Annotated in this window: 18 protein-coding genes, 1 tRNA gene and 1 pseudogene; 10 read left to right on the top strand and 10 right to left on the bottom strand. The window is 71.2% G+C overall.

Translation table 11 applies throughout. The annotated features are described in order from the left end of the window. Positions 1–2 precede the first annotated feature (2 nt). The 5 genes from ABEA10_RS25285 (at position 3) to ABEA10_RS25305 (ending at position 4,120) form a co-directional block, all read left to right on the top strand. The gene (locus ABEA10_RS25285) at positions 3–830 is read left to right on the top strand and encodes a segregation and condensation protein A (protein WP_345468101.1); all 828 of its coding nucleotides are present in this window, start codon (positions 3–5) and stop codon (positions 828–830) included. A 280-nt stretch (positions 831–1,110) separates the two neighbouring features. Then, complete coding sequence (gene scpB, locus ABEA10_RS25290; protein WP_345468234.1) at positions 1,111–1,689, top strand: SMC-Scp complex subunit ScpB; 579 nt, start codon at positions 1,111–1,113, stop codon at positions 1,687–1,689. Next, entirely contained in the window at positions 1,686–2,423 is a 738-nt protein-coding gene (locus ABEA10_RS25295) for a pseudouridine synthase (RefSeq protein WP_285566347.1), read from the top strand. Before scpB ends, ABEA10_RS25295 begins: the two co-directional genes overlap by 4 nt. A gap of 25 nt (positions 2,424–2,448) precedes the next feature. Then, positions 2,449–2,811 carry a chorismate mutase gene (gene aroH, locus ABEA10_RS25300; RefSeq protein WP_285566345.1) on the top strand — a complete coding sequence of 121 codons (363 nt, stop codon included), beginning with the start codon at positions 2,449–2,451 and terminating at the stop codon, positions 2,809–2,811. 172 nt (positions 2,812–2,983) lie between these two features. Then, positions 2,984–4,120 carry a prephenate dehydrogenase gene (locus tag ABEA10_RS25305; RefSeq protein ID WP_425550958.1) on the top strand — a complete coding sequence of 379 codons (1,137 nt, stop codon included), beginning with the start codon at positions 2,984–2,986 and terminating at the stop codon, positions 4,118–4,120. 205 nt (positions 4,121–4,325) lie between these two features. Here the strand turns inward: ABEA10_RS25305 and ABEA10_RS25310 are convergent. Together ABEA10_RS25310 and ABEA10_RS25315 are read right to left on the bottom strand one after the other, a co-directional pair. After that, a pseudogene (locus tag ABEA10_RS25310) lies at positions 4,326–5,432 on the bottom strand (MFS transporter); the annotation flags it as partial. 61 nt (positions 5,433–5,493) lie between these two features. Next, positions 5,494–6,117, bottom strand: a complete 624-nt coding sequence (locus ABEA10_RS25315; protein WP_345468106.1) for a GntR family transcriptional regulator — start codon at positions 6,115–6,117, stop codon at positions 5,494–5,496. A gap of 129 nt (positions 6,118–6,246) precedes the next feature. Between ABEA10_RS25315 and cmk the strand changes: the two genes are divergently transcribed. Both cmk and der read left to right on the top strand, forming a co-directional pair. After that, complete coding sequence (gene cmk / locus ABEA10_RS25320) at positions 6,247–6,942, top strand: (d)CMP kinase (protein WP_345468109.1); 696 nt, start codon at positions 6,247–6,249, stop codon at positions 6,940–6,942. A 73-nt stretch (positions 6,943–7,015) separates the two neighbouring features. Further along, positions 7,016–8,389 carry a ribosome biogenesis GTPase Der gene (der, locus tag ABEA10_RS25325; protein ID WP_345468238.1) on the top strand — a complete coding sequence of 458 codons (1,374 nt, stop codon included), beginning with the start codon at positions 7,016–7,018 and terminating at the stop codon, positions 8,387–8,389. Positions 8,390–8,444: 55 nt separating this feature from the next. Here the strand turns inward: der and ABEA10_RS25330 are convergent, their stop codons facing one another. The 7 genes from ABEA10_RS25330 to ABEA10_RS25360 all read right to left on the bottom strand — a co-directional run bounded on the left by ABEA10_RS25330 (position 8,445) and on the right by ABEA10_RS25360 (position 16,616). Next, complete coding sequence (locus ABEA10_RS25330; protein WP_329258675.1) at positions 8,445–9,038, bottom strand: GTP-binding protein; 594 nt, start codon at positions 9,036–9,038, stop codon at positions 8,445–8,447. Then, on the bottom strand, positions 9,019–9,492 hold the full coding sequence (locus tag ABEA10_RS25335; protein ID WP_345468113.1) for a DUF742 domain-containing protein: 474 nt from the start codon (positions 9,490–9,492) through the stop codon (positions 9,019–9,021). The genes ABEA10_RS25330 and ABEA10_RS25335 overlap by 20 nt, the downstream gene beginning before the upstream one ends. After that, on the bottom strand, positions 9,489–9,902 hold the full coding sequence (locus ABEA10_RS25340; RefSeq protein ID WP_329258680.1) for a roadblock/LC7 domain-containing protein: 414 nt from the start codon (positions 9,900–9,902) through the stop codon (positions 9,489–9,491). The genes ABEA10_RS25335 and ABEA10_RS25340 overlap by 4 nt, the downstream gene beginning before the upstream one ends. After that, complete coding sequence (locus ABEA10_RS25345) at positions 9,899–12,400, bottom strand: sensor histidine kinase (protein ID WP_425550959.1); 2,502 nt, start codon at positions 12,398–12,400, stop codon at positions 9,899–9,901. Before ABEA10_RS25345 ends, ABEA10_RS25340 begins: the two co-directional genes overlap by 4 nt. Before the next feature lie 221 nt (positions 12,401–12,621). Beyond that, positions 12,622–14,223 (bottom strand): prenyltransferase/squalene oxidase repeat-containing protein, encoded by a 1,602-nt coding sequence (locus ABEA10_RS25350; protein ID WP_345468119.1) that lies wholly within the window; start codon positions 14,221–14,223, stop codon positions 12,622–12,624. Next, on the bottom strand, positions 14,220–15,125 hold the full coding sequence (locus ABEA10_RS25355; protein ID WP_345468122.1) for a terpene synthase family protein: 906 nt from the start codon (positions 15,123–15,125) through the stop codon (positions 14,220–14,222). The genes ABEA10_RS25350 and ABEA10_RS25355 overlap by 4 nt, the downstream gene beginning before the upstream one ends. An 87-nt stretch (positions 15,126–15,212) precedes the next feature. Next, a complete protein-coding gene (locus ABEA10_RS25360; RefSeq protein ID WP_345468125.1) occupies positions 15,213–16,616 on the bottom strand; it encodes a cytochrome P450 in 1,404 nt (467 codons plus the stop codon). A 363-nt stretch (positions 16,617–16,979) separates the two neighbouring features. On the opposite strand from ABEA10_RS25360, the gene ABEA10_RS25365 reads away from it, so the two are divergent. The 3 genes from ABEA10_RS25365 (at position 16,980) to ABEA10_RS25375 (ending at position 18,720) form a co-directional block, all read left to right on the top strand. Next, on the top strand, positions 16,980–17,615 hold the full coding sequence (locus ABEA10_RS25365) for an ArsR/SmtB family transcription factor (RefSeq protein WP_345468127.1): 636 nt from the start codon (positions 16,980–16,982) through the stop codon (positions 17,613–17,615). A gap of 43 nt (positions 17,616–17,658) precedes the next feature. After that, positions 17,659–18,417 (top strand): SRPBCC family protein, encoded by a 759-nt coding sequence (locus ABEA10_RS25370; protein ID WP_345468129.1) that lies wholly within the window; start codon positions 17,659–17,661, stop codon positions 18,415–18,417. Between the two features lie 229 nt (positions 18,418–18,646). Continuing rightward, positions 18,647–18,720, top strand: a tRNA-Pro gene (locus ABEA10_RS25375). A gap of 116 nt (positions 18,721–18,836) precedes the next feature. Here the strand turns inward: ABEA10_RS25375 and ABEA10_RS25380 are convergent. Beyond that, the gene (locus ABEA10_RS25380) at positions 18,837–20,822 is read right to left on the bottom strand and encodes a WD40 repeat domain-containing serine/threonine protein kinase (protein WP_345468130.1); all 1,986 of its coding nucleotides are present in this window, start codon (positions 20,820–20,822) and stop codon (positions 18,837–18,839) included. Between the last annotated feature and the right edge of the window lie 80 nt (positions 20,823–20,902).

Genomic DNA, 20,902 nt, shown 5'->3' on the forward strand with positions numbered 1-20,902 from the left:
AGGTGAGCGAGCCGGCCGCGGAGGAGCACAAGCACGGGTTCGAAGTGCACCTCGACAACTTCGAGGGTCCCTTCGACCTGCTCCTCGGCTTGATCGCCAAGCACAAGCTGGACATCACCGAGGTGGCCCTGCACAAGGTCACCGATGAGTTCATCGCCCACATCCGCACCCGCGGCCGCGAGTGGGACCTCGACCAGGCGAGCTACTTCCTGCTGGTCGCCGCCACTCTGCTCGACCTGAAGGCCGCGCGGCTGCTGCCCTCCGGAGAGGTCGAGGACGAAGAGGACCTCGCCCTGCTGGAGGCCCGCGACCTGCTGTTCGCGCGGCTGCTGCAGTACCGCGCGTACAAGGAGGTCGCGGGGGTCTTCTCGGGGCGGATCGCCCGCGAGTCGCGCCGCTTCGCCCGTACGGTGCCGATGGAGCCGCGGTTCGCGAACCTCCTGCCCGAGGTGCTCATCGGCCTGGGCCCGGCCGAATTCGCCCGGCTGGCCGCCAAGACCCTCGCGCCCAAACCCGTGCCGACGGTGTCGACCACGCACATCTACGCGCCGCAGGCGAGCGTCAAGGAGCAGGCCGCCCTGCTCGTGAAGCGTCTGCGGCGGCTGGAGCGCGCCACGTTCCGGGCGCTGACCGCCGACTGCGCCGGCACCTTCGAGGTCGTCGCGCGGTTCCTGGCCGTGCTCGAGCTCTACCGGGAGAAGGCCGTCGCGCTGGAGCAGGCGGAGCCGCTCGGCGAGCTGTACATCACCTGGACCGGCACCGAAGAGGGTGAGGTCGTCGTCGGCGACGACTACTCAGGACGACCCGCGGAGAAGAAGGACGATGACTGACACCCCTCCCGAGCCCGAAACCGCCGGCCGTCCCCTCTCCCCGCACGAGCCGGACCGCCCGCCCACCGAACCCGCCACGCCCGAGGAGCCTGTGTCGGGGGAGACGGAGTCGGCGGAGACGGCGTCTGAGGGGCCCCTGTCTGGTGAGGCGACCCCTGAGGAAGCTGCGACTGAGGAGACGGCGTCTGAGGAGGCCGCGTCCGAGGAGGCCGCGTCCGAGCCGGTCGTGCCCAAGCCGCGGGCGCCGGAGCCGGTCGCGTCCCGGTCCGCGGATGGGGCGTTGTTCGACGCGCCGGAGGCCGAACCCGGCGCGGCCGAGCCGTCGCTGCGGGCGGGGCTGGAGGCGATCCTGCTGGTCGTGGACGAGCCGGTCCCGGAGGTGACGCTCGCCCAGATCCTCGAACGGCCCCGCGACGAGGTCGCCGCCACGCTGCGGGAGCTGGCCGCGGAATACGCCGAGCAGGGCCGGGGGTTCGACCTGAGGGAGATCGCCGGTGGCTGGCGGTTCTACACTCGAGATGTCTGCGCCCCCCTCGTCGAGCGGTTCGTTCGCGACGGACAGCAGGCGCGGCTGACGCAGGCGGCGCTGGAGACGCTCGCCGTCATCGCCTACCGGCAGCCGGTGAGCAGGGCACGGGTGTCGGCGATCCGCGGAGTCAACAGCGACGGCGTGATCCGCACCCTGACCGTACGAGGTCTCATCGAGGAGGCGGGGCACGACCCGGAGCACCAGGCGGTGCTCTACCGGACGACGACCTACTTCCTGGAGCGGCTCGGCCTCAACTCCGTTGACGAGCTGCCCGAACTCGCCCCCTACCTGCCTGATGACCTGGAAGGCATAGAGGAACTTCAGCAATGAACACGACCAACGACGGCGTACGGCTCCAGAAGGTGCTCGCCGACGCGGGTGTGGCCAGCCGCCGCGCCTGCGAGGAGCTGATCGCTGCCGGGCGGGTCACCGTCGACGGTGAGAAGATCACCTGGTTCGGCGCGCGCGTCGATCCGCAGCAGGCCGTCATCCATGTCGACGGCAAGCGCATCCCCACCCGCGCCGAGCTGCGTTACTACATGCTCAACAAGCCCACCGGTGTCGTCAGCACCATGTCCGACCCCAGGGGCCGCAAGACCCTCGCCGCGTACGTCGGCGACGTGCCCGAGCGGCTCTTCCACGTCGGCCGTCTCGACACCGACACCGAGGGCCTCCTGCTGCTCACCAACGACGGTGAACTGGCGAATCGCCTCATGCACCCGCGATACGGTGTTTCCAAGACCTACCTCGCCGAGATCCACGGGCCGATCGGCCGTGATCTCGGCAAGAGGCTCAAGCAGGGCGTCAAACTCGCGGACGGCTTCGCCAAGGCGGATGAGTTCCGCGTGTTCGACCAGGTCGGCAAGCGGATTCTCGTCGAGGTGACCCTTCACGAGGGCCGCAAGCACATCGTGCGCCGCCTGCTCGCCGAGGTCGGTCATCCGGTTCAGCAGCTCGCCCGCACCGAGTTCGGCCCGGTCAAGCTGGGCCGCCTGAGGTCGGGCACGATCCGGGCGCTCACCACCAAGGAGATCGGCGAGCTGTACGCGGCGGTCGAGCTCTGACCCGCCGCCGATCAAGGGAGGTTTTGTGGGGGTACTGGCCGTACGCGGGGCCGTCCAGGTCGATGCCGACGATCGTGACCAGATTCTCGAGGCGACCGCCGAGCTGGTCACCGAGGTGATGACCCGCAACGCTCTCACCACCGACGACGTCATCAGCGTGATCTTCACCGCGACACCGGACCTGACCGCGGAGTTCCCGGCGCTGGCCGCGCGCAAGCTCGGCTTCCACGACGTGCCGCTGCTGTGCGCCAGCGAGATCAACGTGCCGCACGCGCTGCCGCGGGTGATCCGCCTGATGGCCCACATCCAGAGCGACCGTCCGCGCTCGGACATCCAGCACGTCTATCTGCGCGGCGCCACCGCACTGCGCCTGGACATCGCGCAGTAGCCGGCGGCCGCGCTCGACGCCAGGGCACGTGGCGGGTTCCGGTCGGAATCGGTCGGTCAGGGTCTGTTCCGGCGGACGCGCGGCCACGGCGGGGCGGGCGGCGCAACGTGTTCCGGGCCGTCTGCCGCCGTGAGACCGTGCCTGCGGCCCGGAGGCCGGCTCCGGCGCCCCGATGTCCGGGGTCGCGGCGATTCGCCGCGAGCGTTGCGGATACGCTTCGAGACCACGCGGAGGTGAAGTCATCGGCGCGACACGACAGGTCGTCGTCATCGGCACCGGGTTGATCGGGACCTCGGTGGCGCTCGCGCTGCGCGAGCGCGGTGACGACGTACGGCTGACCGACCGTGATCCGGCGTACGTGCGGATGGCGGCCGAGCTCGGTGCCGGCGTTCCGCTGGAGGACGGCGACGGGCCCGCCGACGTCGCGGTGATCGCGGTGCCGCCGGCGGCCGTCGCGTCGACGCTGCTCGACGCCCAGAAGCGCGGCCTCGCCCGCGTCTACACCGACGTCGCGAGCGTCAAGTCCCGGCCGCTGCGCGAGGCCGCCGAGCTGGGCTGCGACCTGACGTGTTACGTCGCCGGGCATCCCCTCGCCGGCCGCGAGCGTTCCGGGCCCGCCGCGGCGCGCGCCGACCTCTTCCTCGGCCATCCGTGGGCACTGTGCCCCACCCCGAAGACCCTTCCGGAGGCGGTCGAGGCCGTGACCGCGCTGGCCGAGGCGTGCGGCGCGCAGACCGTGGTGGTCGACCCCGAGGAGCACGACCGGGCCGTCGCGCTGGTCTCGCACGGCCCCCACGTGGCCGCCGCCGCGGTGGCCGCCCGGCTGGAGGCCGCGCCGGAGGTCGCGCTGGGCCTGGCCGGTCAGGGCATACGCGACGTCACCCGCATCGCCGCGAGCGACCCGTCACTGTGGATCGGCATCCTCAGCTCCAACGCCGAGCCCGTCGCCGACGTCATCGACGCGGTCGCCGCCGACCTCGCCGCGACCGCCGCGGCGCTGCGCGCGGGCGCCGAGACCGACGTGACCTCGCTGCTGAGGCGCGGCGGCACCGGCCGCCGCCGCCTGCCGGGAAAGCACGGCGACCGGGCCGGCACCTACGCGGTGGTGTCCGTCGTCATCCCCGACCGGCCCGGCGAGCTGGCCCTGCTGTTCCAGGCGGCCGGGGTCGCGGGGGTCAACATCGAGGACGTGACGATCGAGCATTCGCCCGGACGCCCGGTCGGTGTGGTCGAGCTGAGCGTGACGCCCGCGGCGGCACAGCGCCTCGCGGACGAACTGCGGGCGCGTGGCTGGTCGGTTCCGGGCTGAGAGTCCGCGCGGCGCCCTCGCCCGTGTGCTCGCCGGGCACCGGCCGGGACCGCCACGGGCGCAGCAGCAGCGTCAGCCGTACGGTGCCGATGACGATCATGCAGGTGATCGGGGCGAAGGCCAGCTGGAACGACGGCGCGCTGTAGGTGCCTCCGGCGGCGTCCAGCAGCGCTCCGGCGCCCAGTGAGGCGCTCATCGCCGCGGAGAACCCGCCGATGTTGACCACTCCGGAGGCGACACCGCCGCGGCTCGGCGGGTTGGCGTCGCGCGCCAGGTCGAAGGCGAGCATCGACGCCGCGCTGCCGACGGCGCTGATGAGGACGAGGATCACCGCGAACGCCACGGGCAGGTGTCCACCGGGCCAGGTGACCGCGGTGACCCAGACGGCGGCGAGGGCGGCGGCCACCGAGACGATCAGCCGCCCGCGCAGGTGGGGCCGGCGGCCGGCCACCCAGCCGAGGGCGGGCGCGACCACCAGCGGTGCCGCCGCGGTCAGCGTGAGCGTCAGGCGGGCGGGCCCCGCGTCCATGCCGAGCCCCTTGACCAGGTAGGGGTAGCCCCACAGCGTCGCCAGCACCATGAACGCCGACATGAGCGTGAAGTGCGCCCACACGGCGGTGCGCGTGCCGCGCTGCCCGACCACCTCGCGCAGGCCGGCCGAGACGGGAGTCTTCACGAGGGAACGCTCCATCGCGGGCGCCGGGTGGTCGGCGACCCACCACCACACGACGAACGCGAGAGCGACGCTGAGCACGGCCGTGCCGAGGAAGGTCGGCGTCCAGCCGTACGCGCGCAGGGCGGCCGACAGCGGAACGGTGCCGCCGACCTGGCCGAGCGACCCGGTCATCGCGGTCAGCGCGGTGAGCACGGCGAACCGCCGGCGGGGGAACCAGGAGGCGGCCAGGCGCACCACGCTGATGAACGTGAAGGCGTCACCGAGGCCGACGATGCCGCGCCCGAGGACGGCGAGCGGCAGGGAGGTCGCGACGGCGAACAGCGCCTCGCCGAGGGCCATGCACAGCAGCGCGACGCCGAGCATCCGGCGCGGGCCGAACCGGTCGGCCATGATGCCGCTGGGGATCTGCATGACCAGGTACACACCCAGCTGCAGGATCGCGAAGGTGGACAGCGCGGTGGCACCGACGCCGAAGCGCTGCTGGGCGGCGAGGGCCGCGACGCCGAGGCTCGTACGGTGGAAGAAGGCCACCAGGTAGACGAGGGCGCCGAGGCCCCACACGCTCCACGCGCGGCGGCCGCCGAGGGGATGGGAGGGGGTCTGCGGACGGGGCGGCGACGAAACCGCGACGTTCACTTTTCACCTTTCAGAGGGCAGGGGTGTGCTCCGCGGGATGCGGTGAGGGGTTGGGGGACGGTCAGGAACGGCCGCGCAGGGCGGACCCGGCGGTCTGCAGGTGCCGGTGGATCGCGGCGCGGATCCGGCGGCGGTCACCCGAGCGGACGGCCTCCAGGATCTCGGTGTGGTCCCGGATCGCGTCGGCGGCGCGTACGGGGTCGTCGGCGGTGAGGCGGGCCATGCGCAGCTGGCGGTCGCGCAGCGAGTCGTACAGCTGGGTGAGGATCTCGTTGCCGGTGGCGGCGACGAGCGAGCGGTGGAAGCACCGGTCGGCGTAGGCGAACTCCCGGCCGTCACCGGCGTCGGCGTGGCGTCGCATGTCCTCCAGCAGCCGCGTGAGCTCGCCGATCAGCTCGGGCCCGATGGTGGCCCGGCCGGCGGTGAAGGTCTCCACCAGCTCGCGGGTCTCCAGCACGTCGGAGATCTCCTGGGGGGAGACCGGCAGGACCAGCGCACCGCGCTTGGGGTAGAGGCGTACGAGGCCCTCGGACTCCAGGCGGAGGAGCGCCTCGCGCACCGGAGTGCGGGACACCCCGACCGCCGTGGCGATCTCACCCTCGCTCAGCAGCGCGCCGCCCGGGTAGGCGCGATCGAGGATGGCCTGCTTCACGTGGTCGTAGGCCCGGGAGGTCGCAGTGGTCATTCTTGTATCTATGTTACATACAAGACGCATGCCAGCTCGCACGGGCTTGTCGATGGAGGGATCAAGCCGGCCCGCCGTACCGGTAGCCTCAGACGTTGGCCGGTCGGTACGGGAGAGGAAGCACAAGAGATGCTCGTCATCGCCATGGACGGCCCCTCGGGTTCGGGCAAGTCCAGCGTGTCCAAGGGTGTGGCACGCGCCCTGGGGCTGCGTTACCTCGACACGGGCGCGATGTACCGCGCCGTGACGTGGTGGATGCTACGTCAGGGCGTCCCGGTCGACGACCCGGCCGCGGTGGCCGCCCGCGCGGGCGAGCCCGTCCTGAGCGTCGGCACCGACCCCGACGCCCCGACGATCAGCGTCGACGACACGGACGTCGCGCGGCCCATCCGCACCGACGAGGTCACCGGCGCCGTCAGCGCCGTGGCCGCGGTCCCGGAGGTCCGCCGGCGCCTCGTCGCGCTGCAACAGCAGATCATCGGTGCCGGCGGTATCGTGGTGGAGGGCCGTGACATCGGCACGGTCGTCGCGCCGGACGCGGCGGTCAAGATCTACCTCACCGCGAGCGCCGAGGCGCGCGCGCAGCGCCGCAGCAAGGAGCTGACCGGCGCCTCCGTCGCCGCGACCCAGGCCGACCTGGCCCGCCGCGACCACCATGACTCCACCCGCAAGGTCGATCCGCTGGCGCGCGCGGTCGACGCCGTGGAGGTCGACACCACCAGCCTGACCCTTCCCGAGGTCATCACCGAGGTCGTACGGATCGCGAAGGGCGCCGACGCCGATGACGCGGCGCGCGAAGCCGTGTACGGCGAGGAGCGTCCGTGAGTGAGCGAAGCGAGCGAACCGATAAGCACGCGTGCCTGGTCTCTCCTCCGACGGAGGAGGACTCATGAGTGAGATGGAGCATGCCGATGTGTTGGACATCGGCGACGGTGTGGAGCACGATGTCGCGCCGCCCCCGGTCGTGGCCGTCGTCGGCCGGCCGAACGTCGGCAAGTCCACGCTGGTCAACCGCATCCTCGGCCGTCGTGAGGCGGTCGTGGAAGACGTGCCCGGCGTGACCCGCGACCGGGTCGCGTACGACGCCGCGTGGGGCGGGCGCCGGTTCACGGTGCTCGACACCGGCGGCTGGGAGCCGAAGGCCGAGGGCCTCGCCGCCGCCGTCGCCGACCAGGCGCGGCTGGCGGTCGACGCCGCGGACGTCGTGCTGTTCGTGGTCGACGCGACGGTCGGCGCCACCGACACCGACGAGGCCGTGGTGGGTGTTCTGCGGCGCGCCGACAAGCCGGTCGTGCTGGCCGCCAACAAGGTCGACGACGCGCGGGCCGAGGCGGACGCCGCGGCGCTGTGGTCCCTCGGCCTGGGTGAGCCGCTCGTCGTCTCCGCGCTGCACGGGCGGGGGAGCGGCGACCTGCTCGACGCCGTGCTGAACGCGCTGCCCGAGGAGGCGCCGCCGGAGAGGTTCGGCGTCGCGGGAGGACCGCGCCGCATCGCGTTGCTCGGCCGGCCCAACGTCGGCAAGTCCAGCCTGCTCAACCAGCTCGCCGGTGAGAACCGCGTCGTCGTCGACTCCGTCGCCGGCACGACGCGGGACCCGGTGGACGAGCTGGTCGAGCTGGGCGGGCGCACCTGGAAGTTCGTCGACACGGCCGGCATCCGCCGGCGGGCCCGCGAGTCGCAGGGCGCCGACTTCTACGCCACGCTGCGCACCCAGTCGGCGCTCGACCGGTCCGAGGTCGCGGTCGTGCTCATCGACGCGAGCGAGCCGCTCGCCGAGCAGGATCTGCGGATCATCACGATGGTGATCGAGTCGGGCCGCGCGCTGGTCCTGGCGTTCAACAAGTGGGACCTGGTGGACGAGGAGCGCCGTCACTTCCTCGACCGCGAGATCGACCGGCAGCTCCACCACGCGCGCTGGGCGCCGCGGGTCAACATCTCGGCCCGTACGGGACGCCACGTCGAAAAGCTCGTGCCCGCCATCGAGACGGCGCTGGAGGGCTGGGGCGAGCGGGTGCCGACCGCACGGCTCAACTCCTTCATGACCGACCTGGTGGCGGCCAAGCCGCACCCCGTACGCGGCGGAAAGCAGCCGCGCGTCATGTTCGCCACGCAGGCGGGCGTGCAGCCGCCGCGGTTCGTGCTGTTCACCACGGGCTTCCTGGAGGCGGGCTACCGGCGGTTCGTCGAACGCCGGCTGCGCGAGGACTTCGGCTTCGCGGGCACGCCCATCGAGATCAGCATGAAGATCCGGGAGAAGCGCCAGCGCAAGTGAGACGCGCGCGGGCCGCCGGTGCACACCGGCGGCCCGCGTACGTCCAGGCCACGCCTCAGGCGGAGGCGCCGACCTTGCGGCTCTCCATCGCGTGCTGGACCAGCGCGATCAGCACCTTCTTGCCCGACTCCCGCACCCGCGCGTCACAGAGCATCACCGGCACGCCGGAGCCGAGGTTCAGCGCGGCCTGGACCTCGTCCAGCTCGTACTGCTTGGCGCCCTCGAAGCAGTTCACCGCGACGATGAACGGGATGTTGCGGCGCTCGAAGTAGTCGACGGCGGGGAAGCAGTCCGCGAGCCGCCGCGTGTCGGCGAGCACGACCGCGCCGAGCGAGCCGATCGCCACCTCGTCCCACATGAACCAGAACCGCTCCTGCCCGGGCGTGCCGAACAGGTACAGCATGAACTGGTCCTTGATGGTGATGCGGCCGAAGTCCATCGCGACGGTGGTGGTGGTCTTGCCCTCCACACCCGCGATGTCGTCGACGCGCACGCCCTTGTCGGTGAGGATCTCCTCGGTGCGGAGCGGCTTCGTCTCTGAGACGGCACCGACCAGCGTGGTCTTTCCGGCACCGAATCCGCCGGCGATGAGGATCTTGATCGCCTTGGGCAGTCTCCGGCCCTGTCGATCAAAGCGCATGGAGTCCATCGATCACTGCCCTGTACATCTGCTCGTCGGTCATGAGGTCGGTGTCGGTATGAGGGTCCTGCACCGTGATGAGCCCTTTGTCGAGGAGGTCGCCGAGCAGCACGCGGACGGTGACGGTCGGGAGCTTGAGGTGGCCCGCGATCTCGGCCACCGACAGCACCTGCTCGCAGAGGCGCACCACGGCCTGGTGCTCCGGGCCGAGGCCGAGTTCCGGCGTCGCCGGGAGGCCGGTGGCCTCGACCATCGTGACCAGGTCGAACTTGCCGCGTACGGGCTGCATCCGGCCACTGGTCATCACGTACGGCCGGACCAGTGGCCCGGCCTGGTCATCCAGCCAGCGTTCTTCGTCCTCGACTTCGTCGGCGGGCGGCTCGGCCGATCGGCCGGAAAGGTTCTCGTCGCCGGCCTCCGTGCCCGGGAACTCCTCACCGGGTGGTTCGCCGGGCGAGGTCACGACGCCTGCTCGGAACTACGGGACGCGGCGGTCAGATGGTGGCCGAGTCCGGTGACGAGCATCGCCATCTCGTAGGCGATGAGCCCGATGTCGGCCTCCTCGGTGCTGAGCACCGCCAGGCAGGCGCCCTGGCCGGCGACGGTCACCAGGAGGTACGCCGACCGCATCTCGACGACGGTCTGCCGGATGGGGCCACCGCCGAAGCGCTCGCCCACTCCCTTGGCCAGCGACTGGATGCCGGCCGCGACCGCCGCCAGATGCTCGGCGTCTTCGTGTTCGAACTCCCGTGAGGCCGCCATCAGCAGGCCGTCCGCGGACAGCACGATGGCGTGCTGCGCCTCCGGCACGCGTTTGATCAGGTCGTCGAGCAACCAGGCCAGATCGGCGGAGGGGTCTGTCTTTTGCGTCACTGGTTGTCCTCTTGGGCGTCTTCAGCGGGTGTGGAAGTGTCGTCGGTCGCGTCGGTCAGCGATCGCGCCGCCGCGTCGGTCCGGCCTCGGCGGGTGCCCGCCTGGAGTCCGCCGAACGATTTGCGGATCTCCTCCGGCGTCGGACCGTCGTCAGGCGGGGCCGCGGCCGACGCGGACGACGAGGTCGGGCCGTCCGTGCGCAGCGCCGGGGAGATGCTGGCCTGGGGCACGCGGACCGGCAGGCCGCCGGGGGTGGTCTGCGAGGCCGGTGTGGGCGTCGGTCCGGTCGCCTGCGATCCGGTCGGCTCCGCGCGCTCGGGCTCTCGCGACGTCGTGGACGTACGCCGGGGGAGCGGCGGCAGGGTGCCGGGCTCGTCGGCTGCCGGCTCCGCGGCGGCCGAGGGCTCGCTCGCCGGGCCCGTCGCCTCGGCGGGCGCCGGAGTGGACGGACGCGCCGGCGCCGGGCCGGACGGCTGGGCCGGGGACGGCAGGGCGGGTGGCTCGAGCACGGTGGCCTCCGTGACGCGGGCGGGCACGTCGCCGTACGACGTGGCGGTCATGCCGCCGGCCGCGACCCCGACGGGCACGCTGCGAGCCGCGGCTCCGGCCTCGCCCTCCTTATCGGCACCCTCGACCACCAGTTCGTGGGGGATGAGCACGACCGCGGTCGTGCCGCCGTAGGAGGAGTGCTTGAGCGAGACCTTGACGTCATAACGCATGGCCAGGCGGCCGACGACGTACAGGCCGAGGTGGGCCGAACTGGACAGGTTGAACTCCGGCGGGTCGGTGACCCGCTCGTTGATGTCGGCGAGGATCTCGTCGGTCATGCCGAGCCCGCGGTCCTCGATCTCCACGGCGTACCCGTGCGCGACCATGTGGCCGCTGACCTGCGCCTGGGTGTACGGCGGGGAGAAGGAGACGGCGTTCTCGATCAGCTCGGCGAGGAGGTGGACGATGTCACCGACGGCCCGGCCGGCCAGGGCGACGTCGCCCATCGGCATCACCGTGACCCGGGTGTAGTCCTCGACCTCGGCGACGGCGGAACGGACCACGTCGATCATGGGCACCGGGCGGCGCCAGCCACGGGCGGGCGTGGCGCCGGACAGGACGATGAGGTTCTCCGCGTTGCGCCGCATCCGGGTGGCCAGGTGGTCGACGTGGAACAGGTCCTCCAGCTCCGCGGAGTCGTCCTGGCGGCGCTCCATGGTGTCCAACAGGGTCAGCTGCCGGTGGACGAGCGCCTGGGAGCGGCGCGCCAGGCTGAGGAGGATGTCGCGGATGCCGCGGCGCAGCTCGGCCTGTTCGACGGCGGTGCGGATCGCGGTCTCCTGCACGGAGTTGAACGCGTGGCCCACCTGGCCGACCTCGTCCTCGCCGAAACGCAGGGGCGGCGCCTCGGTGGCGACGTCCACCTTCTCGCCGCGCCCGAGCCGTTCCACGACGCCGGGCAGTCGTTTGTCGGCCAGTTCGCGCGCGGCGATGCGCAGCTTCTCCAACTGCCGCATGAGGTCACGCGCCGTGGTGATCGACACGACGATCGACGCGATGACCGCCAGGAGACCGAGACCACCGGCGAGTACGAGGCGGACGACGACCCCGATCGCGATCGGGGTGGCGCTGTCGACCAGGCGGTCGCCGTAGTCGAAGACCGCCTTGGACAGCTGTGTGGTGGTCGGGTCGGCGATGGCACGCCACTGGTCCGACGTGATGGGCGGGTGCTGGTTCAGCCTGCTCTTGTTCAGCAGGGTGTTCTCAAGAGTGCGGAGACGCGTGAAGGGCCCGTCGGAGGTCAGTACCTCATAGGTGGTGTGGTCACTCCCCCGGACGGCCTCGAGCGCCTTGCCGAACGTGTAGCGCTGGGCCCCGATGACCTGGACGAGCTGCAGATACTCGTTGCGGGTGAGTCGCCCGGCCGCGAGGATTCCTGAGACCAGCGCGTTCTCCTGTGAGACGACCTCCACCGCGCGGTTGAGCTGGAGGGAGACACGCACGTCCTTGGCGAACTTCTTGTCGTCGAGACTGGCCAGCGAGTCGTCGACCGCGAACAGGCTCTCGATGGTCGTGCTGTAAGCGTTCTGCGTCGCGTCGAAGCCGATCGCGCCGGAGTCGACCTTGGCCCTGTCCTGCGGGAGCTGGGACAGCCGGTCCAACCCGGCGGCGATCGCCTGCTTGAGCGTCTTGTCCTCGGCCAGCTTCACGCGTTCGGCCTGCGCCTCTTTCCGGAACTTCGCCACGGCGTTGTCCGTACGCAGCCGCTGGGCGTTCAACGTGGCCTGCTGCTGGGCGCCGGGGAAGCCCAGCAGGATAAGAGACAGCTGGCGCTCGCGCTGGAGTTCGGGCTGGAGATCGACGATCGGCTGGGCGACGTTGCTGTTGAGTGAGGAGACCCACAGCAGGTTCACGCCCTCCCGCAGGGTGACCCAGGCCGCGAACACCCAGAGGGCGACCAGGGACGTGAGCAGTGCGATGATCTTGGTTCGCAGACGTGAGTTGCGCAAGCGCATTGCAGCGGCCTCGGCAGAATAAGGAGGGGATATCGGAGGGCTGGACCGGGTTTCCAGCAGAATTGCAGCAATAGACCCGTGACCCGTTATTCAAACTTAACTTGACATCGCGTTGGCGATCATGAACTCTAGCAACCGAAGATATCGGGTTCAAGGTGAATGGCGATTCGCGGGCCTTCTGTGGGTGTTAGGCCATCAGTGTCCGCTTCACCAACTCATGCCCTGGGGGTCAGCCCGTCTCGGTGGCCGAGATGAAGGGCCGCCAGCACGCCGGCCCGGACAATGGCGGTCGGCCGGTAAAGGTCCTTGTCATGCCAGAGTGCGGGACCCTCCGCGTCGCGCGGAGACCGAATGAGGTATTCGTATCCACGGGTCGCTGCCTGCCGTACCTTACCGTCTCGCCCTGCTGCTCGCCCGCGTCCGGTCGCGAGAAGAAGCTGTAGTGCGTAGGCGGTCTCCTCGGCCGTGCCGGCCCATCGCCCCCACGAACCGTCCACCCGCTGCGTGACCAGCGCCCAGCGTACGGCACGGCGGACCGCTTCGGCCGACCGCGGTCCATCGAAGGCGTCCAGGGCCAGCGCCGCGCAGTAGGTGGCGTAGTAGGGGGAGGCATGCCAGCGGTCGTGCCAGCTGCCGTCCTCGCGCTGCTGGTGACGCAGCCAGGCCGCCACCTTGGCGATCGTGTTCGTGTGCCGGATGTCGTCCGGACCCCTCGCCACCCGCTGGTACTGGCCGAAGGCCTCCAGCACGTGGGCGTTCGTGGTGATCGAGACGCCATCCTCCCCGGGCCAGGTGGAGAAGTGGTCGCCGGATTCGTACGCCCACAGCGGGTCCGGGGGGCGCGGCGCACCGGCGAGGGCGAGTGCGTAGAGCGCCACCGAGGTGGTGTCGGCGTCCTCCGGCAGGCCGGCCGCGGCCGGCGTTCCCCCTGGGCCGAGCGAGGCGCTGAGGCCGGCCACGAGCTCGGCGGGCGGGTCGATCGGGATGCCGGCGCGAAGTAGCCAGCCGAGTACCCATCCGCGCTCGAAAACGGTCACGGGCAGCCCACAGGGCACCGGGCCGGCGTGTTGCCGTACGGCCTCGCGGAGGAACGCGACCGCGGGGGAGCCCGCCATATCGTCCGGACGGCCCAGCCACGCCGCGGTGGAAGCCGGCGAGGCGCCGACGCTGCCGTTCGTCTCGGGCCGGAACAGGGGATGCCGGTGCGCGCCGGGGACGGCGACCTCCAGCGCGTGGGCCAGCTTCAACGGAAGGGGATGCCCGGCGGACAACCGGCCCTGAATCAGCCGCAGCGGGGCGTCGTCGATACCGGCGGGGGTGCGCAGGCGTTCGGCGCCCGGCCAACGCTCCCCGGCATCCTCCGTGTCATCCAGGCGCCGGTTGATGGACATGATCAGACTCGGCACGATCAGCTCGATCGCGGGCAGGTCCGGAAGGTCCGCCGCAGTCAGCGCGCCGGGCCCGCGCAGCCAGCGGAACAGAACGCGAAGCCCGGCGGTCGCGGCATTCTCGGCGCCGGCACGCCTTGCCGACAGGAGCGCATCGGTCGCGCTCAGCGTCGGCACCAGCGCATACCCGGGTTCGGGGGAGCCCCAGCCGCCGTCCGGCCGCTGGTTGAGCAGGAGATGGTCGATCCGCTGGTCGTGTCCGGTCAGCCAAGGGCTGAGGGCGACCAAGCGCCCCGTCTCGTACACCGAGGGGGAGACCTGGCCCCAGGGCTCGCGCAGAAGTCCGGCAAGGAGGTCCTCGGCTTCCGCCAAGATGTCGATGGCCGGGGTGGGCGGGACGGAGACGGCCGCCGTAGGCTCGGCGCTCAACGGGTGCCCCAGTAGTCCGTCGTGCCGTAGAAGCCCACGCTGTGGCCGATCTGGCGCCTCAGGTAGGCCGCGGGCTCAGGGAACCGTACGGACAGTTCCTCACACATCTCGTCGCAGCGGTCGATGAGCTCTTCGGCCCGGCGGCCGACCTCTGCGGGTTCGAGTCCGAGCATGAGGCTGTTGAGGTCGCCCCACTCGAGGTCGCGTTCGTGGGTGGCCAGATCGTTCAGCAGACGCAGCGCCTGCTGCGCCTGCGCGCTGACCTCGGCCAGGCGGTCCATTTCCTCGGCCGTCGTCGCGGCGCCGGCGTAGATCCAATGCGCGACGTTGACGAGCGAAGCGCCGATGTTGTCGGCGTTCGCGAGGTACTGCTCGAAGGTCGGAAGCGCCGTTCTGTCGCCGGCCGCGTAGGCGGTCTTCCAAGCCCACTCGCGTGCGTTGGCGGACAGGTAGCGGTCGAGGTGCTCGGCCCAGACGCGCCGCAGCCCGCTCCAGTGGGGCCGGGCGGCCAGCTCGTCGCGCAGCTCCGCGAGCAGGCGCTCCAAAGGCACACCGGGGTCCGGCGCCCCGCCCCGCCCCACCCGCGTGCAGCCGGCCACGATGACATCGATTTCCTCGCCCGAGGTCGCCGCGTAGTCCAGGAGCCAGTCGGCGGCGAAGGCCCAGAGTGTGAAGCGCGTGGCCATCCTGAGCTCCTTCGCCGTGGCTTCGGGCGAGCCGAACGCATGGGCGAGGGCGACGCCGCTGAACACCGTCGGGCCCAGCGGCCGGGCCGAGAACAGCGCCGGGTGCGCGGACGCGCAGTCCTGAAGGTCACGAAGGCATTCCATCGCGACCGCGCAGATCCTGCCCCTGTCCGCAGCGGTGACCAGCTCCTCGCGTCTGGCGAGGGAAGATGTCATCAACTCTCCTGTCCGAGAACACGGTCAACGTCGCTTCGATGGCATGCTCACTGAACACGCGCTGATTCCGGCGATGAACCTCGGTGCTCAGGCGACTTTCAGAATCAGCTTCACGCTTTCTTTCGGACGAAGCGTGGCGCCGACACGAGGAATTCGGGAGACGGACGTGCATGAAGTCGGCCGGAAACGCGACAGAATGCTCGCGATGATGAGTTCTGCCTCAAGGTTGAACACGTGCAGTCCGATGCATTTGTGTGGGCCGTCGCCGAAAGGCACGTAGGCGTACCGATGATGCCCGGGCTCTCTGCCGAGGTCGGGATCAAATCGGTCGGGATCGAATTCACCCGGGCGCTCCCAGAACGATTCCAGCCGATGGGTCAGGAACGGGCTTATGGCGACCGACTCACCGGCCTGGATCGTGACTCCGCCCAGCCTCGTGGATTGGACGGCCCGCCGGGGGAACACCCACCCGGCCGGGTACAGCCGGAGCAACTCCTGTACGACCTGCCGGGTGTAGGTCAGCCCGGGCACGTGCTCGGTGCGCACCGGGCCCGCGCCCACGACCGTGTCGACCTCCTCCTGAAGCTTCCGCGCCACCTCGGGGTGGTCGTTGAGGAGCGGCCACAGCCAGGTCAGGGCGCCGATCGTCGTCTCGGTGCTGGTGGCGAACATGGCGAAGAGGTTGTCGCGGACCCACCGGTCGCTCACCTGACCGCCGTCGGCCTCGTGTGCCCGGCAGAGCACGGAGAAGAAGTCGCGCACGTCGTCGTTGCGCCAGCGCTGTTCGCGGATCAGCGGGTAGAGGACCTCATCGAACAGCCGTACGGCGCGCCGGAGCGCGCGATCGCCCGGCACGGGGATCCAGAACGGCAGGAAGGGCAGGAGGTAACGGAACGCAATGGCCTTCACCACGGTCTCGAAGGCCGGTGTCAGCCGGGCCGCGTCCGCAGGAGTGATCTTGCCCCCGAAGAAGACGCTGATGACTGTGTGACTGACGATGCGGGACAGCTCGGTCATCGCGACCACCGGCCGCCCGGTGCGGGCGGACTCGGCCAGCCCGTCGAGCGATTCGTTGATCGCGGCGGTCATCTGGTCGGCCATCGAGTGGACATACCGCCGGGTGAGTACGGGCTGGAGTGCCTTGCGGCTGAGTTTCCAGTCCGTGCCCTCGGACATGATGCCCTGGCCGAACAACCGGCGCAGCGGCCGCCAGTACGTGCCGTCGCGCAGGAAGTTGGCGGCGTTGTCCATCAGAATGTGCTGGACATGATCCGGATGGGTTGCCAGATAGACGTGGGCCACACCGAAGTGCAGGCGAGCGACCTGACCGGCCGCCGCCCTTCCGATCCTTTCCACTTCCCCCATGGGATCGCGAAGTAGCTGCGGCACGTTGCGATAGAGACGGAACGTTTCGGGCTGTGGGACCGAGCCTGCGGCGGCGATTGACATGACCGGATCCATGCTCCGTATCAATGTTTCGGCGGCGTGCACGCATCCGAAACCCGCAGTGGTTTCGGAAGCGCTGCTGCGAGGGCTGTCGGGGGAGGATCTGCGGCGGGTGTCGGGCATCCGTATGCAAGTGGTTACAGAGAATCTCTATCACAGGCCGATGGGATTGGCGAGATCCGCTCAGGTCTCGCATTTTGGGACATCCCCGTGGTTTGGAGTCTGACCGAAACTATTTGCGCTGACAGACAGTGGTTGTTTCGGTCATTTGCTCTGCTCAGGGGTGGACAGGGTCCTGCCGGCGCCGGATGCGTGATGCGGGGCTCCTGTGACGAGTGCCACAGTCACCGGATCACCGAACATCGAGACTGTCTTGACAAGAAAAGTGTTCGGAGCGATGCTTGTCCCATGTTCGAAGTCGCAGTGATCGAGGACCCGGCCGCGGCCGAGGTCTCGCTCGACCCCATCCGGGCCCGGCTGCTGGCCGAGCTGGCCGAGCCGGCGTCCGCGACGATGCTGGCCGCCCGTGTCGGCCTGCCGCGGCAGAAGGTGAACTACCACCTCAAGGCGCTCGAACGGCATGGGCTGGTCGAGCTGGTCGAAGAGCGTCGTAAGGGCAACGTCAACGAGCGGCTGATGCGGGCGACCGCCACGTCGTACGTCATCTCGCCGGCCGCGCTCGGCGCCGTGCAGCCCGACCCCGCGCGCTCGCCCGACCAGCTCTCCGCGCGCTGGCTGCTCGCCGTCGCCGCCCGTCTCGTACGCGACGTCGGCGAGCTGATCACCGGCGCGGCCAAAGCGCGCAGGCGCGTCGCGACGTTCGCGATCGACGGCGAGGTCAGGTTCGCCTCGGCGGCCGACCGGTCCGCCTTCGCCGAGGAGCTGGCGGGGGCCGTGGCCGCCCTGGTCTCCAAGTACCACGACGCGACGGCCGAGGGCGGGCGTGAGCACCGCGTGGTCGTCGCCGTGCACCCGAGCATCCGCCCCCGCGACGGCGAGGCCGCCGCCCCGGCGCCTCCGACCCCCTCAGGAGAAGCGGGCTGACGCGACCGTCGGCCTCCGTAACGGCACAGAGAAAGAGATGACGATGACGCACGAGTTCGAAGTACGCAAAGAGATCGCGCTGGACGCCGCCCCCGAGGAGGTCTGGGACGCCATCGCGACCGGCCCCGGCATCGACTCCTGGTACATGGGCCGCAACGAGCTGGAGCCCCGCGTGGGCGGCAGGGGCGGCCTGACGCTCGCCGGTCACACCGAGGAGTCCACCGTGACCGCCTGGGAGCCGGGGGAGCGGCTGGCGTACCGCACGCCGGAGAACCCCGACGGCACCTTCATGGCCTTCGAGTACCTCATCGAGGGCCGCGACGGGGGCGGCGCGGTGCTGCGGCTGGTGCACAGCGGCTTCCTCGGCGACGACTGGGAGACCGAGTACGAGGCGATGAAGACCGGCTGGGACATGTACCTCGCCAAGCTGGCGGAGTACCTCACCTACTTCCGCGGCCGCGTGGCCACGCCCGTCTTCGCGGCGCGTCCACAGGGCCCGGAGCCGGAGCGCCTGTGGGCGGTCCTGACGAAGGAGCTGGGCCTGACCGGCGAGGTCGCGGAGGGCGACCGGGCGTCGCTGACCGTCGAGGGCCTCCCGCCGATCGACGGCGTGATCGATTACGCGGGCCTGCCCCACTTCCTCGGCATCCGCACCGACGACGCGATGTACCGCTTCATCCACTCTGGCGCCGACCGCGGCAACGTCGTCGTCCTCGGCCATCACCTGTTCACCGACGCGGTCGGGCAGAAGGAGGCCGAGAGCGCCTGGCAGACCTGGCTCGACGGTCTGAGCTTCGTCTGAGAGCCCATCCGGAACCCCTCACCCGTCGGGAGCGGCGCCTGGACGCCGTGCGGAGGGCAGGGGGTTCCGGGCGGTCTCCGAGAGCGGGCCCGGACCCCCGGGCGGTCGATCGGGCCCGCGGGCGGGACGACCTCCCGACGCACGTCGGCGACCCCGCGGAGGCGGGCCCGGGCCGGGCCCGCGCGGGCCGGATCATCCGCCACGCTGTGCTAGCCTTTTAACGCGTTCTCGGGACGTAGCGCAGCTTGGTAGCGCATTTGACTGGGGGTCAAAGGGTCGTGGGTTCGAATCCCGCCGTCCCGACCGAGATCCATGATCATCGGCGATCATGACGAGTGGTCGCCGGATGATCGGTTGAGTGACTCAGCGGAGGGGCCGTCGGTTTTCCGGCGGCCCCTCCGGCGTTTTCGTTCCTCGTCTCAGCCGAGGTCCCACAGGCGTACGGCGGCGTCGTCTCCGGCCGTGGCGAGGGTGCGGCCGTCCGGGCTGAAGGCGATCGCCTCGACCGTACGGGTGCGCGCGTCCAGCCGGGTGGTGACGGTGCGGCCGCGGACGTTCCACAGCAGTACCGTCTCGTCGCTCGCGCAGGCCAGGGTGCGGCCGTCCGGGCTGAACACCACGGCGTTCACGCGGCCCGCGAGCCGGGGCACCGTGGCCGTCAGCCGGTGCCCGCGGACGTCCCACAGGCGTACGGTGCGGTCGTCTCCGCCCGTGGCGAGCGTCCGTCCGTCGGGGCTGAACGCCATTCCGCCGACGAGTGAGGTCAGCTTGGTGACCGTCGTGGGCCGGGGGTGCGCCGAGACGTCCCAGAGGCGTACGGCCCGGCTGCCCGCCGTGACCAGGATCCGCCCACGCGGGGCGAAGGTCGCGTTCAGCAGGTTCTCCCCGGAGTCCGGCAGCGAGCGGGTCGCGTGCCGGGTGCCGACGTCCCACAGGCGCACGGTGTCGCCGGAGGTCGCGAGGACGGCCCCGTCGGGGCTGAAGCTGAGCGTGCCGCTGCTCCGGACGTGTGTGTCGAGCGTCGCGACCGCACGGTGGGTGCCGGTGTTCCAGAGGGTGACGCGGCCGTCGTAGCCGCCGGTCGCGAGCGTGCGGCCGTCCGGGCTGAACACCGCGGCGGAGACCGGGTGCCCGTGCCCGGACAGCGTGGCGGAGGGGGCGGCGGACGGATGGCCGGTGGCGGTGTTCCACAGCCGTACGGTGTGGTCCTGGCCGGCCGCCGCGAGCGTACGCCCGTCGGGGCTGAACGCCACGCCGAGCACCTCGCCGCCGGCGGGCAGCGTGGCGGTCAGGCGCGGATGCGGCACCGGCGTGCGGTACGACGCGGCGGGGCGGCGCCAGGGGTCGTCCACGCTGAGGCCGCCGCCCAGCAGCAGGAGGGTGAGCGTCGTCAGGGAGGCGAGGGTCACGATGGGCCGTCCGCGCGAACCAGGCGGCCGGGCGGGCGGGCGGCGTGGGTCGCTCGCCGGCCGGGACGGCGGCACGGCGGCCGTTCCGTGCGTCGGCCGGGTCGGCTCGCGCGACTTCTCCCGGCGGCGCCGGTCCCGGCCGACGGCAAGGGTCCGCCGCGACGGCGCCGCGGGTGAGACGCGTTCGCGGGCGGCGTCGGCGAGGAGTTCCGCGGCCTCCTCAGCGGTCATCCGGTCGCCGGGGTCCTTGCGCATCAGCCCGTCGACGACCGGGCGGAGCGGCCCGGCGTGGCGGGCCGGCGCGGGTTCGCCGGTGAGGATGGCGTGGAAGGTCGCGTTGGCGTTCGGGCCGCTGAAGGCGCGCCGTCCCTCGACGGCGTAGAAGAGCGTGGCGCCGAGCGACCACAGGTCGGAGGCGGCGACGGCGGGTTCGCCCCGCGCGCGTTCGGGCGCGGTGTAGGACGGGGCGCCCATGACGATGCCGGTGCCGGTGATCTCGTCCTCGCCGCCGCCCTCCGTACGGGCGATGCCGAAGTCGCCGAGCACCACCCGCTCGGCGCCGACGATGACGTTGCTGGGCTTCACGTCGCGGTGGAGGACACCGCGGCCGTGCGCGGCACAAAGGGCGTCGAGCACCCGCAGGCCGATGCGCGCGGCCCGTGCCGGCGCCAGCGGGCCCTCCATGCGGACGATCTGGCTCAGGGTGCGGCCCGGGACGAACTCCATGATGATCCACGGCATGCCGTCGTGCTCGACGACGTCGTGCACGGTCACCACGCCCGGATGGGTGAGCCGCGCCGCCGCCCGGGCCTCGCGGAAGGTCCGCTCGCGGTGCTCGCGGCGCTGCTCCTCGGTGAAGTGCGGTGGGAGGAACAGTTGCTTGGCGGCGACGTCGCGCTGCAGCCGGTCGTCGCGGGCCCGCCAGACCACCGCGAACCCGCCCCTGCCGATCTGCTCGATGAGTAAGTACTGCCCGGCGATCAGGCTCTCCCGCATGCGAGGACCATAACCACGACACGGGCGACCGCCATAGATTCGCCGGACTCGGCATCGATGAGCGGCGGTACGGAGTCGGC

This window comes from Actinoallomurus oryzae, assembly GCF_039541955.1.
In the GTDB taxonomy this organism is placed as follows: Bacteria; Actinomycetota; Actinomycetes; order Streptosporangiales; family Streptosporangiaceae; genus Actinoallomurus; species Actinoallomurus oryzae.

Bases quoted from the DNA above. Each gene is read 5' to 3' on its own strand.
- ABEA10_RS25295 (WP_285566347.1), top strand. From the start codon at position 1,686: ATGAACACGACCAACGACGGCGTACGGCTCCAGAAGGTGCTCGCCGAC.
- ABEA10_RS25305 (WP_425550958.1), top strand. From the start codon at position 2,984: ATGTCCGGGGTCGCGGCGATTCGCCGCGAGCGTTGCGGATACGCTTCG.
- ABEA10_RS25315 (WP_345468106.1), bottom strand. From the start codon at position 6,117: ATGACCACTGCGACCTCCCGGGCCTACGACCACGTGAAGCAGGCCATC.
- cmk (WP_345468109.1), top strand. From the start codon at position 6,247: ATGCTCGTCATCGCCATGGACGGCCCCTCGGGTTCGGGCAAGTCCAGC.
- der (WP_345468238.1), top strand. From the start codon at position 7,016: ATGGAGCATGCCGATGTGTTGGACATCGGCGACGGTGTGGAGCACGAT.
- ABEA10_RS25330 (WP_329258675.1), bottom strand. From the start codon at position 9,038: ATGGACTCCATGCGCTTTGATCGACAGGGCCGGAGACTGCCCAAGGCG.
- ABEA10_RS25355 (WP_345468122.1), bottom strand. From the start codon at position 15,125: ATGACATCTTCCCTCGCCAGACGCGAGGAGCTGGTCACCGCTGCGGAC.
- ABEA10_RS25365 (WP_345468127.1), top strand. From the start codon at position 16,980: ATGTTCGAAGTCGCAGTGATCGAGGACCCGGCCGCGGCCGAGGTCTCG.
- ABEA10_RS25370 (WP_345468129.1), top strand. From the start codon at position 17,659: ATGACGCACGAGTTCGAAGTACGCAAAGAGATCGCGCTGGACGCCGCC.
- ABEA10_RS25380 (WP_345468130.1), bottom strand. From the start codon at position 20,822: ATGCGGGAGAGCCTGATCGCCGGGCAGTACTTACTCATCGAGCAGATC.